General features: G+C 66.7%; 15 protein-coding genes. 2 read left to right on the plus strand and 13 right to left on the minus strand.

The features are described from left to right. Nucleotides 1-97: 97 nt before the first annotated feature. From ACN0YL_RS11415 to ACN0YL_RS11465, 11 genes are all read right to left on the minus strand, one after another. Nucleotides 98-3,928, minus strand: coding sequence for a baseplate multidomain protein megatron (locus ACN0YL_RS11415; protein ID WP_417498056.1), 3,831 nt, complete (start codon nucleotides 3,926-3,928; stop codon nucleotides 98-100). Beyond that, entirely contained in the window at nucleotides 3,928-4,374 is a 447-nt protein-coding gene (locus ACN0YL_RS11420) for an NlpC/P60 family protein (protein ID WP_417498057.1), read from the minus strand. Before ACN0YL_RS11420 ends, ACN0YL_RS11415 begins: the two co-directional genes overlap by 1 nt. Continuing rightward, complete coding sequence (locus ACN0YL_RS11425; protein ID WP_417498058.1) at nucleotides 4,371-5,036, minus strand: DUF2163 domain-containing protein; 666 nt, start codon at nucleotides 5,034-5,036, stop codon at nucleotides 4,371-4,373. Before ACN0YL_RS11425 ends, ACN0YL_RS11420 begins: the two co-directional genes overlap by 4 nt. A gap of 359 nt (nucleotides 5,037-5,395) precedes the next feature. After that, nucleotides 5,396-6,019, minus strand: a complete 624-nt coding sequence (locus tag ACN0YL_RS11430) for a TIGR02217 family protein (protein WP_417498059.1) — start codon at nucleotides 6,017-6,019, stop codon at nucleotides 5,396-5,398. After that, nucleotides 6,016-6,534 (minus strand): phage tail tape measure C-terminal domain-containing protein, encoded by a 519-nt coding sequence (locus tag ACN0YL_RS11435; RefSeq protein WP_417498060.1) that lies wholly within the window; start codon nucleotides 6,532-6,534, stop codon nucleotides 6,016-6,018. Before ACN0YL_RS11435 ends, ACN0YL_RS11430 begins: the two co-directional genes overlap by 4 nt. Continuing rightward, nucleotides 6,531-6,713, minus strand: a complete 183-nt coding sequence (locus tag ACN0YL_RS11440; RefSeq protein ID WP_417498061.1) for a phage tail assembly chaperone — start codon at nucleotides 6,711-6,713, stop codon at nucleotides 6,531-6,533. Before ACN0YL_RS11440 ends, ACN0YL_RS11435 begins: the two co-directional genes overlap by 4 nt. Then, nucleotides 6,710-6,973: a GTA-gp10 family protein gene (locus tag ACN0YL_RS11445; protein ID WP_417498062.1), complete on the minus strand. Its 264-nt coding sequence runs from the start codon at nucleotides 6,971-6,973 to the stop codon at nucleotides 6,710-6,712. Before ACN0YL_RS11445 ends, ACN0YL_RS11440 begins: the two co-directional genes overlap by 4 nt. Then, complete coding sequence (locus ACN0YL_RS11450; protein WP_417498063.1) at nucleotides 6,973-7,389, minus strand: phage major tail protein, TP901-1 family; 417 nt, start codon at nucleotides 7,387-7,389, stop codon at nucleotides 6,973-6,975. Before ACN0YL_RS11450 ends, ACN0YL_RS11445 begins: the two co-directional genes overlap by 1 nt. A gap of 85 nt (nucleotides 7,390-7,474) precedes the next feature. Beyond that, entirely contained in the window at nucleotides 7,475-8,110 is a 636-nt protein-coding gene (locus ACN0YL_RS11455) for a DUF4760 domain-containing protein (protein WP_417498064.1), read from the minus strand. A 477-nt stretch (nucleotides 8,111-8,587) separates the two neighbouring features. Further along, a complete protein-coding gene (locus ACN0YL_RS11460) occupies nucleotides 8,588-9,013 on the minus strand; it encodes a DUF3168 domain-containing protein (protein ID WP_417498065.1) in 426 nt (141 codons plus the stop codon). Next, nucleotides 8,995-9,573 carry a head-tail connector protein gene (locus tag ACN0YL_RS11465; protein WP_417498066.1) on the minus strand — a complete coding sequence of 193 codons (579 nt, stop codon included), beginning with the start codon at nucleotides 9,571-9,573 and terminating at the stop codon, nucleotides 8,995-8,997. Before ACN0YL_RS11465 ends, ACN0YL_RS11460 begins: the two co-directional genes overlap by 19 nt. Between ACN0YL_RS11465 and ACN0YL_RS11470 the strand changes: the two genes are divergently transcribed. Both ACN0YL_RS11470 and ACN0YL_RS11475 read left to right on the plus strand, forming a co-directional pair. Continuing rightward, nucleotides 9,572-9,772, plus strand: a complete 201-nt coding sequence (locus ACN0YL_RS11470; RefSeq protein ID WP_417498067.1) for a hypothetical protein — start codon at nucleotides 9,572-9,574, stop codon at nucleotides 9,770-9,772. The two genes, ACN0YL_RS11465 and ACN0YL_RS11470, sit on opposite strands and share 2 nt — an antisense overlap. Continuing rightward, complete coding sequence (locus tag ACN0YL_RS11475; protein WP_417498068.1) at nucleotides 9,769-10,125, plus strand: hypothetical protein; 357 nt, start codon at nucleotides 9,769-9,771, stop codon at nucleotides 10,123-10,125. Before ACN0YL_RS11470 ends, ACN0YL_RS11475 begins: the two co-directional genes overlap by 4 nt. A 40-nt stretch (nucleotides 10,126-10,165) precedes the next feature. Here ACN0YL_RS11475 and ACN0YL_RS11480 read toward each other — a convergent pair whose 3' ends face one another. After that, complete coding sequence (locus ACN0YL_RS11480; protein WP_417498069.1) at nucleotides 10,166-11,383, minus strand: phage major capsid protein; 1,218 nt, start codon at nucleotides 11,381-11,383, stop codon at nucleotides 10,166-10,168. 14 nt (nucleotides 11,384-11,397) lie between these two features. After that, nucleotides 11,398-11,826: an HK97 family phage prohead protease gene (locus ACN0YL_RS11485; RefSeq protein WP_339741786.1), complete on the minus strand. Its 429-nt coding sequence runs from the start codon at nucleotides 11,824-11,826 to the stop codon at nucleotides 11,398-11,400. Nucleotides 11,827-11,909: the final 83 nt, after the last annotated feature.

Below are 11,909 nucleotides of genomic sequence, written 5' to 3' on the forward strand. Positions count from 1 at the left end.
CGCACCGTTAACAACTGTCAACATGCGGCCGCCCGAATTTCCATTGCGTGTATTATTTCACAATACACCTGTTGGAGGCTTTTGCCATGCCCGCGCGTCAAAGCGGCAGGCTGCAGCGGGCCGGACGGCCCGGGCCGGTGCGGGCTGAAATCTGGGCGATGCGGAGTTCGAGCGTCGCCGGCACCGCGCCCAGCCGCGTGACCAGATCGGCCTCGCTGATCGACCATGCGCTGGCCATCACCGTCTCACTGTGCACGACCACCGCGCCATCGAGCAATTCGATCTGCCAGGCCTCGGCGTCCTCGCCGAGCGGGACATCGGCGGCGCGCCAGTCATCGCCGCCGATGCGGGTGCGGCGGGTCCAGCTGACACTCACCACGCCGCCGGCGTGATCTGCGGTCACATGCACCGGCGCGAAGGGCCACAGATCGCGATCCTCGCCGGTGACACTGATTTCGGCGGCCTGGCCATCATCGGCCGCCCGCCCGGAAGCGACGGCGCGCATTGCCACAGGATTGCCAATCTCCGCCTCCAGCAATGGCAACACCGCCAGCGCCTCATCGAGCACGACACAGACGGCGCCCGCCATCGCCCCGGTCGCCAGCGTCCCGCCCTGCCCGCGCAGCAGGCCGGTCAGGCGATAGCGGCGCTCGGCGACCAGTTCGGCATTGGCGAATTGCAGCACTTCCCAGTCGCCATCGCCCAGCGAAACCGCCAGCCGGTTGGCGCGATTGAGCACCGCCTCGCGCGACAGGCTCGCCAGTTCACCGCCGGACAGCTCGACCTCCAGACTCGCCGCCTCGTCCCAATAGCCGACGGGGCCGGCAGCCAGATCCAGGAGCAATGCCCCGATCCGTGCCGGGCGGCGCAGCTGGCAACGCCGCTCCCAGCCGCCCTCTCCCGTCTCGCAATACACATCCAGCGCGCCGGGCCAGGGCTCGGCAAAACCGGCGACGAGCACACCGCCGCGCGGCCCCGTCTCGCGGCCATCGAGCGGCAGGTCGAGTGCGATCACTTGCGGCCGGGCGGGCGGTTGCAGCGGCGCGCCCGTCACCCCGCCCGCACTGCCCTGCCAGACCCCGGAACGCAGGCGCGGCGGCCGCAGACCGGCTTGCCGCGAGGCACCGCCATCGAGTGTCTCGGCGCGCCAGACCTCGCCATCAAGGCTCACCGCGTCACCCGCCTCCAGCGCCAGCCGCGAGGGCGGCAGATGCAGGCCCAGCTGCGCCGGCCGCGCCTCGATCTCGGCCAGGGCGTCGATACACCAGCTGCGCGCCAGATGCGGATCGGCCAAGACCGGTGCCGAACGGGCCAGACTCTGCACCGTCTCGAACAGGCCGCGCGCGACGGCGTGGCCGGGCCGGTATTCGGCCGTATCATCAATGAAATCGAGGCTGAGTTCGCGCGGCAAATCGAACACCGGCGGATCGATGCGCTCGAGCGCCGGGCCACGGGCTGGCTGCACCGGTTCGACGAGATTGAGCCTTGCCATTGCCGTGCCGGCCGAGGCGAAAAACAAGCCCGCGGCGCGCGGCAGGGCATCAATGCCGAGCACCTCGATCAAGGGTTCCAGCGCCGCGCGCGCCGTCACCGGCTGCGGCAGGACATAGCCCGCGACCAGATCATCGACGGCGGCGACATCGAACTCGGCCAGACCCGCCGCCGCGCAGACCTCGGCGATGATCGCGGCGACCGGCACCAGACCGGCGCGGCCATTGAGCCAATGCCCCAGCGTCCAGTTGGTGCCATCGGACCAGATATCGCTGCGGGCGGGAAAGTCCGGCCAGGGCCGCGCGTCCCAGGCCCAGACATGGATCAGACCAGGCGCCAGCATCGCCTCGCCATAAACGGCAGAGACCGGATTGGCCGCCACATCGCCGGACCAGTGCGCCAGCAGCGCTTCGAGATAGCGCCGCTGCACCAGATCATCGCGCGAGCCGTCGGAAAACCAGGGCAGATGGCTTTCCGAGCTTTTCGGATCAACGAAGACATTGGGCTGGTTGGAGCCCTTGTCGACGGCAGGACAGCCCACTTCCGTCAGCCAGATCGGCTTGGATTGCGGCACCCAGCCGGTCGGCGTTTCCGAGCGCACACCACCGGGCCGGTCATGATGCGACTGGCTCCACCAGCTCACCAGGTCCTTGCTGCGCCAGATCCAGGCCTCGTCATGGGCACCATCACTGATCGGTGTGCGGATCTGGGCCGTGCGATCCGCTTCGGAGGCGTAATACCAGTCGAAGCCCTCGCCCGCCGTCAGGTTGGAGGCGAGATAATCGCGGTCATGCGGACCGGTCGCGAGCGCAGCATCCAGCTCACCGGGGGAGCCGCGCCAGTCCGACAGCGGCACATACCAGTCGATCGCCACGGCATCGATCTCACCATCGCTCCAGAGCGGGTCGAGATGGAAGAGTTTGCCGCCGCCGCCGGGCTGGTGGCCGGAATATTCGGTCCAGTCGGCGGCATAGGAGATCCGCGTCGCCGGCCCCAGCAAGACCCGCGCCTCGCCGGCGAGGGTGCGCAGCGCCGTCACCGCCGGATAGCTGCCGCCGGTGCCGCGCACCACGGTCAAGGCCGCCAGTTCCGAGCCGATCAGGAAGCCGTCCACCCCGCCGGCCGCCCGGGCCAGCGCGGCGCAATGCAGGATGAAGCGGTTGAGCCCCCATTCGGCCGGCCCGGAATAGCTCACGCCGCCGCCGGTGACGGTATAATCGCTCGCCGATGCCGTGCCGAAAAAGTCCGCAACCTGCATCGCAGCCGCTGCGCTGTCATCAACCGTACCGGCCTCGCCCGGCGCCGGATGGCAGCTGATGCGCCCGCGCCAGGGGAAGGCCGCCTGTTCGGCTGCGCCCCACGGGTCGGGCAGGCCATTGCCGGCCGGAATATCCATCAGGATGAAGGGGTAGAGCGTGACGGCAAAGCCGCGCGCTTTCAGTTCACCAATGGCGGCGATGATGCTGGCATCGTCGGGCGTGCCGCCATAGACGGGTCGGCCATCGGCGCCGCTGATCAGATATGCGCTGGCGCGGTCCTCGCCCGCCACCGACCAGACCAGGGGCCGTGTGAGCTTGTCGCGCGTCTCGACACCGGGGCGGATCTGGCAAACGCCGCAGCGCAGATCATCGCCGAACCAGGAGAGCACCAGCTGCACCGAGCGGCAATTGGGCAGATCGCGTTCCAGATCATCAATCGCGGCAATAAAATCGGTGATGCCGCGGCTATTATTACAATTCTCGGCTACCTCCCGTCCCGGTCCAAGCACACGCATCACCGCCTCGGGCGCATAGGCAAATTCGCCCGAACCGGGGATGAGATTGACGCCGGCGATCCGGTCCTCCAGCTGCACGCCATCGCGCACGGGCCGGAAGACCTCGAAGGAGAGATTGGGGATGCGATGGCCGAACTCATCAAGCGGCAAATCCTCGAACACGACATAGGCCGTGCCGCGAAAGCCGGGCGCATCGCCGCCCTCGATGGTCTCGATCAGCGCATCGGGCATTTGCGTCTCGCTGCCCGGATAGACCCGCATCGCCAGACCGGAGGTGTCGAGCAGCGCCCCATTGGCCCAGACGCGGCCAATACCGGCAATCTCGCCCTCACAAAGCCCGACCGCGAAACTGATCGAATAGCTGTAATCGACCTGGCTCGGCCCGCCGCCCTTGCCGCCGCTCGATGTCTTGACGGCGTGTTCCAGATAGCGCGACGCCCAGATCACCTGGCCGGCGATGCGCGCCCGGCCCCAGATACGCGCCATGGCCGCGCCATCGGTCGAGGTCTGGATCGGGATTTCCGGCAGGCGCGGGCCTTCGCGGCGTGGCCCGCCGATCAGGGCGTTGACCGCGAGATTAGCCGCCGCATTGGCCAGCGCCGGGCCGGCCGCCTGCAGCGTCGACAGCGCCGCGCGCCCGGCCGTCATCACCAGCTGGCCCATCAGCGCGCGCCTTGCGGGAAGGCGAAAGCAGCCACCAGCCGCCGCTGCCACCAGTGCGATAGCGAGGTCTCGGCGACGGCACGGCCCCAATAGGCATGGATGATCCCGGTCGGACCGGCCGCGATGGCGCAATGCTTGGCCGGGCCCTTGAGCTCGGGCCGGAACAGCAGCAGATCGCCGGGTTTGACCTTGCGGATGTCGATCTCGACCAGATGCCGCTGCGCCGCCTCGAGCAGGCTCTCGCCGCCATTTCGCTCGGCCCAGTCGGGCGTATAGGGCGGCAGGCCTTCCGGCTCGGTGCCATAAATGGCGCGCCAGATGCCACGCACCAGGCCGAGGCAGTCACAGCCGGCGCCGAGGCAACTCGCCTGGTGGCGATAGGGCGTGCCGATCCAGCGCCGCGCCTCGCTGAGGACGCGGCTGCGCATATTCATTGTCCGTTTCATGATGATTGTCCTCTCGACCCGCCATCGCGGATCGCCTCGCTGGCGGCCGAGGCCTGCAACACGTCATTGCCGACCATGTGCGGAAAGCCGCGAAAATTGATGATGTTGGCGAAACGCCCGCCACAGGTGGCCAGGCGCTGATCGCAGCCCGATGCGAAATCGGGATGCTCCGGCGAAACGCCGCACCGCGCATCGCCCAGCGACGCATCACAGCGCCGCGTGAACACACGCCCCGTCACCCGCTCCAGCCGGTGGGCCAGGCCGAGCAACTCGGCCTCGAAGCGCCCGTCGATACGGCGCACCTCGCCCAGCTCGCCGGTCGAGACCAGCACCCGCAGCGCCGTGTCCGACCAGTCCACACGCCAGCACTCGACCCGCGCACCGCCCCACAGCCCGGCGGCGAGATCCGCCTCGGTCAGCACCTCGCTGTCGAGCGCACCGGCAAGATCGCCCTGCGACGGTGCCAGCCCCGGCGCCGCCTCGATATCGGCGCCGCCAAAACCGCTGCCGGCGCGATAGACAACGCCATCAAATTCGAGGTCGCGATCATGATCGGTGAAGCCGAACACGGCGTCGTCGCTACGCCTCACGCGCCAGCACCAGGCATGCGTCGTCACGCCGGCATCGAGTGATGCCTGCATCGCAGGAGGGATGGAGAGCATGGGGTAAAGCTTTCAGGGCTAATACCCTTGTCATCCCTGACGGATGCCCGGACGCGAAGCGATCCGGGCGCAAGTCCGGGATGACAAGGGTTTGGTTTTGGAAAGAAAAGTTGAGCCGGAAAATTCAAACCCGCCCTCCTCTTCCTTGATGGAAGAGGGGCCCCGAAGGGGGCGGAGCTGGTGAAATTCATAGCGCCCAACGCCTTCCCTCTCCGCGAGGAGAGGGTGCCCGGAAGGGCGGGTGAGGCGGGCCATGGGGACCGTTGAGAACTGGCACTACGCCTGTAATAGCCGGACGGCGGTGTTACCCACCTCATCCGCCCTTCGGGCACCTTCTCCCCGTGGGAGAAGGGGGCGCGCTACAGCTTCAATTCCACCAGCGGCACGCTCGGCGCTTCACCAGCGCCAACCGCGTCGAGCGCGATATCGAGCCGGTCGGTGTCGAAGCGGACGGGGCAATCGAAAGCGAAACCGGCGGTGATTGCGGCGCCATCGGCGGGCGGAGCGGCAAAGCTCACCTGGCCGGTGGCGTGATCAACGGAGACTGCGGCCTCCACGCCATCGACGGCCACCACAACGGTGTCCTCGACCGGTTTGGCAATGGTCCGCGTCCAGCTCTCGCCCCCGCTGGCATAGTGTTTCACCAACTGAAATTCCGTCGCCACGCCATCGCCGGTGCCGATCAGCTGGTCGAGCATGGAGGGCGCAGCCGAGGGCGCGCAGGAGCGGTTATCAATCGGATCGCGAAAGCGAAACCCGTGCAGACGGCCGCGGCGCGCCTCGAAGAAGGCGATCAGCGTGTTGAGATCGTCGAGTGATTTGACGCCCGGGCCGGCATCCCAGCGGCGCAAACTGTCGGCCCAGGGCGAATTGCGCTCCTCGCGGCCGGAGATGAGGGTGACGATCTCGGTGCGCCTCTGCGGGCCGCCAACAGCGCCGATCGCGACAGCGAAGGGAAAGCGGATGTCGTGAAAATCACTCATAAATAGCGGCTCCCTTTGGCGACGGCGCGGGCCAGGGCGCGGGAAATCCGGGCCTGCGACTGCTCGACGGTGCGGGCATCACTGCCCGGCCCCAGCGCGAGATTAACGGTGATATTGGGCCCGGCGGCTGCGGCGATGGAACCGGCGCCGGGCGGCACGAACAGCTCCGGTCCGCGCTCGCCGACGAGATAGGCGCCGCCGGGGGTGACCGGCCCGCCCTCGGCGCGGGCGCCGAACAGCGGCAGGCCGGAGAGCACGGAATTGATCGCGCCGGACAACGGTTTCTCGATCAATTGCTCCGCCGCCAGCCGCGCCAGATCGCGCAATATGCTCTCGGTCAGACGCGAAAACGACGTCTCGCCGGAGCTGGCGGCGCGCTGGAAGGCGCGCTCAATGCTGTCGCCGGTGCGCTCGAAGGCCGCCTCGATCGCCTGGCTGGCGCGCGCGGCGGGACCATCGGCGAGCGCATCGAGGGCTTCGCCGGCGCTTTCGGTCTGGTCGGTCAAATCAGTCATGAGGTCTTGTCCGGATAATCAGCCATCAGGATTTGCAGGGCGCGCCGGCTCAGCGGCCGGGCGTCATGGGCGCCCACCAGGGCGCGCCATTCGATCAGGCTCAGACGCCAGAACTCGGCCGGCGCAATACCCATCCGTGCCGCCAGGCGCAGGGCGGCGAGCCAGTCTGGCCGGCTCATAGCGCTGTCTCGAAACAGGTGGAGATCGCCGAAGCCGCTGCCAGCGGATCGAGCGGTGCGGCGCGCAAATCCGCCTCGGTGAGGCTCGAGCCACCACCGCGCAACAACACCGCCAGCACGGTGACCAGATTGCGGGCATCGAGCCTGACGCCGCTCTCGAACAGCGCCTCGATCTCGGCCAGGGCGCCGAGCGTCAGGCAAAGTGTGTGCGACACCCCGCCAATCTCCAGAATGGCTTCGCCGCGAGCAGGATTGGCCATCAGATCGCTCCAAAGCTCAATTGTCCGGCCGAAGCGAGCGTCATCGACCAGGCCGCCTCGCCATCATGGCGTCCGGAATAATCCAGCGCCGCGACCAGGAAGGCGCCCTCGATCGTGCCGAAGTCCGGGATGATCAATTGCCAGTCCCGCGCCGCCTGGTCGAAGAAAGCCTGCCTGACCTGCGCATCACTCGCCGCATCGACAAACACGCCGGCGCCGGAGACCGAACAGGTCTTCACCCCCGCCCCCGCCAGCAATTCGCGCCAGCCGTCAGGACTGTCCGCCGTGGTGACATCGATGCTGCGGGCATTGAGCGAGATCGTCTTCATGCGCAGACCTGCAGCGGCGGAAAACGCCTGCGGGTCGCCGCCATCGCCGATTTTCAGGAGTATGTCCTTGCCGGACTGGATGGTCATGGGGTGGTCCTTTCCAAAATTCGGGCACAAAAAAACCGCCCCGAAAGGCGGTGAAGCATGTGGCATCGCTCAAAGCGGCGGAGGGTCAGAGCAAGCCCTGCTCCTCCTCGGTCGCCCAGCGTCGCACCAGGGATTCATACTCGATGAACAGGCGCGGCAGACGGTCACGCTTGCGCTTGGCGCGGATGTATTCGGCAAAATCCATCCAGTCGAGAATATAGCTCTTGCGCCACCAGCTCTTGATCATCTGCTCGTCGAGCGCGTGCCGCTTCACGCCGATCGCCGTCGCCTCATAATAGTTGAACACCTTCTTGATCACGTCGGCCGGCCGGACCTTGCGCTCGCCGACCTTGACCGGATCGGCCGCCTCCACCGTATCGGCATCAAGAGGCTGTTTGTCGTTTGAGGCTTGCAACTCGCGCCTGACAACGCGGAATTCCTCGAACATCTGGATCAGATCGCCATCGCGCGTCTGCACCGCGATGTGCTGGAAGGAATTGGCCAGTCTCGCGGCGCGGTAGGAAAGACGGTAGCCGTACAAGGCGGCAAAGAAGGAGACGATGAGGACTTCCAGCACCATGACATCGTAGCGGGCACTTCCCAGCTCACCCCAATATTTGACGGTCAGGATCGTGCCGGCGAGACTGAGCATGAGCAGCCAGCCCATCCAGACCAGATGGAAACGGCGATCATAGATCCGGGTCCACAGATTGCCCGCCAAATGCAACTCCCCATAGCAAGGGCACAACCCTAGACTGGGAAGCGGATGACCGGCAACAAAAAAGGGCCCCAAACGGGGCCCCGGTGCACGCGGAGGAATGGCATACGGATGAGACGGCCTAGCGGCTCGTGCCTTCAATTCGGCTCGTGCCTTCGATCCGGCTCGTGCCTTCGATATTCGTTCGGCAAAACTTCATCTCATCCCCCTCCGATTCAACGGGGCTAACAAAACACTGCTTGGGCATCCTGGCAAGACGCACTCGCCGTATCGGCGAAAGCTCCTAACGCAATTCAACCCTCACGTCCATACGCCGGATTGGTTGAGAAGCCGTTATCAGGCAGGCCTCAACCCCACGCATGTTACACAATAACATAAGCAGGAATCGTGTTGAATGTAAGGTCGCGGCGGCAGATATTCGATGAATTCCCTGTCATCTGCGCCCGCCGCCGCGAGCCCCGTATCCGCGGAGACCGGCTCTCACCCGGCGCTGCGCCCCATCACCGCCCTCAACCGAATAATCCCGCGCTTCACCCGCCGGTCCCGCGTCGTGAAGACATCGCTATAGGCGGGGGCCAGCAGGACCAGCGTCCACGGCTCCGGCAGCACAGGATCCAGCCCGCGCAGGGCTTCGCGCAGTTGGCCGGTGGTGGCGTGGGCGTCGCTGTCGCGGCACCAGATTTCCAGGGTCAGGCGGTGTTCGATCAGGGTGACGTCATCGGCGTCGCGCGCCAGGGTCTCGCTGCGGCCCCAGCTGGCGTGCGGCCAGGCGGCGCTGCGCGAGCGTTCGGCGGACAGGCGCACCGGATCGCCGAGCACGGCCATCACGGCGGCATCCCCCGCCATCGCCGCGCTGAGCGCCGCGATCAGATCGGCGTCGGGGGCGCTCACAGCGAGATCCTCCACCAGGGCGTGAGTAGCGCCTTCACCGAGGCCGGCATGCCGACCTCCAGCCCGCCCTCAAACATCGCCTCGACCAGCTGGCCGATCGCCTCCACCAGCGGTGCGGGGACATCGTCGGGGTCGGTGCCATAGCCGCAGGTGAAGGCGATCTCGATGCCGCCAACGCTGCGGCCCGGCTCGGGGAAATGACCATTCGGCCGCAGCGCCAGCCGGCCCGGTTCGGACAGGGTGTCGATGAAGAAGTCCGCCGGATCATGGCTCGTCGGCGTGTCGTCGGCGGCATAGGTGGTGATGGCCTCGATGGAAATCAGCGGCGGTCTGGGCAGTTTGAACTGGGTGCCGAAGGCGCAGAGCCGGCCGTCGCCATCCCAGGCATCGCGCCGTTCCAGCCAGCTCTGGGAGAGACAGGCGCGGCCCGTATCCCCCTCGACACGCTGGCGCGCGCTTCGTATCAGATGCGTCAGACGCGCATCCTGACTGGTATCGGAAATGCGCAAACGCGCCTTGGCCTGGTCGAGCGAAAGCGGCTCGGCCGCCGGCGGCGTGACGAGGGATAGAGACATGAGTGACTCCGGATTGAATGACAATGATCGCGGACGCTTCACGCGCCAGGTACGGCTCTATGGCGGCGCTGCGGCGGCCTGTGCGGCGCTCGGAAGCGTGCAGATGACTTTTGGCTTTCCCGGCTGGAGCTTTTCATTTGTGCTGGCGCTGATCTTCACGATCAGCACCTTCTTCGCCTGGATGAAAAGCCGCGCATGAACACGCCCGGTCCCGGCCGCCTCAACGCGCTGCAGGCCTGGATCCTGGCCTTCGCCCTGTGCGGCCTGCCAGCCCTGGCGCTGGCCTGGGGCCTGACCTTCTACGGCTTCACCGCCGCCGGCCTGATCGATCCGCCGATGATGGAAGCGAAATCCGTGGTGCTGGTCTGGCTGATCCCCGGCCTGGTCGGCACGGCGGTCTGGATGCGGCCGGTCGAGAATTATATCCGGCGGGTTTTCTACGATCTGCCCGGCGTCGAGGCGACGCATGGCACCGAGGCGGGTGATGCGGTGAGCGATGCGGCGGAGGCCGCGCTGATCGAGGCGGTGCAAAGGGAGATCGGGCGGCGATAGCCCATCCTTCTCCCTGCGAGAAGAATGGGCGTTCAACCGATCAGCTCACGCCAAACTTCAACAGCTTGATCGCCGCGAAGTCCTGCACGCCGCCGCCGACACGCTTGGTGGTGTAGAACAGGACATAGGGCTTGGCCGAGTACGGGTCGCGCAGGACTTCGACGCCCTGGCGGTCGAGCACGAGATAGCCCTTGGCGAAATCACCGAAGGCAATCGAAAAACTGTCGGATCCGATATCCGGCATGTCCTCGGCTTCGGTGACGGGATAGCCGAGCAGGGTCGAGGTGCCTCCCTCGCTTAAAGACGGCTGCCAGAGATAATTGCCATCGGCATCCTTGAAGCGCCGGACGGCGGAGACGGTGCGCCGGTTCATCACGAAACGGCCCGCGGCGCGATAGCCGGTCTTGGGCGCATAGATCAGATCGATCAGCGCATCGGCCGGATCGCCGGCATCGAATGCGCCATCGGTGCCGGTGGGCACATAACCGATCTCGCCCCAGGCCTCGGTGCCGTCGAGCGCCTTGGTATAGCTGAGAAAGCCCTTCGGCTTATCACTGCCGTCGCCGGAAACGAAAGCCGCGCTCTCCTGCACCGCGAAGACATCGCGCACTTCTTCCGCCAGCCATTGATCGACATCGACCATGGCATCGTCGAGCAATTGCTGCGTTGCCGCCGGCATGGCGTAGAGCTCGGCGCAGGGGAAATCGAGCAGGTCGAGGCTCGGCGCCCCGGTTTCCGGCCGCGCTGCCGTCTCGGTGACCCAGCCCGAAGCGGCCCCGCCGCGCGAGACCGGTTTGCGGAAGACGGGAGCAGACGTTTGGCGCACCGAGGCGATGGCGCGGATGGGGGAGGCCTCGATCAACAGCCGGTCAATGCGCGCCTCGGTCTCGGCCGGCACGACATAGCCCCCATCGGCGTTGGAGCCGGCGCTGAGCGACTTGGCCTCCGCCAGCCCGGCCAGATCACCGCGCCGCATATAGCGCGACCAGGCCGCGTTCTCCGCCGATCCATTGCTGCCGGAAAGTCCCGGACGCGCTTCGCCGAGCAGAAGCCGGTCGAGGGCGGATTTCTGGTCGGTGAGTGCGGCATCGATGCGCGCGACTTTCTCGTCGAGCAGGATATCGGCCGAGGCCTTGGCCTCGATCTCGCCGAGACGCTGGTCATTGGCCTGTTTGAAGGCCTCGAAGGCGGCCAGCACTTCGCCGAGCGCGGCCCGGGTTTCGCCGGAGACCGGGCTCATCTTGGTTTCCTTGGTCATGATGATCCTTGTTGTCAGGCCGCGAGGGCCGGTTGGGAAACAAGCCGCAGGCGGGCCTGCGGCAGCATCGGGAAGGTCACGATCGAGACCTCCCACAGATCCAGTTCAATCAGCTCGCGCCCGCGCGGGGAGCGGCCGGAAAAACGCCTTGTGCGAAAGCCGATCGACAGCCCGTCAATCGCGCCGGAGCGCACCAGCGACAGCGCCGTGCGCCCGCGCGGCCCCTCGGCCAGGATCTCGCCGCGGACATAAAGCCCGCGCTTGTCCTCGCGCAGCTCGCGCCAGACTCCAATCGGCTCGGAGGCCTCGTGCTGGAACAGCATCGGCACATGGGTGCGATGGCGCAGGCTGGCGGCGAACGCACCGCGGCGCACGACATCGCCGGCCAGATCGGCGAGATCAAACACACTGGCGTGACCCTCGATCAGCAGGGTTTGGGGCATGATGGGCCTCGTTGAATTTGGAAACTTCAAAACAAACGCGCCTTCTCCCGGAGGAGCGCGCAGCGCGAATTCCGGGATCTGCC

Origin of the sequence: Maricaulis sp. (assembly GCF_048269565.1) — a bacterium.
Taxonomy (GTDB): Bacteria; Pseudomonadota; Alphaproteobacteria; order Caulobacterales; family Maricaulaceae; genus Maricaulis.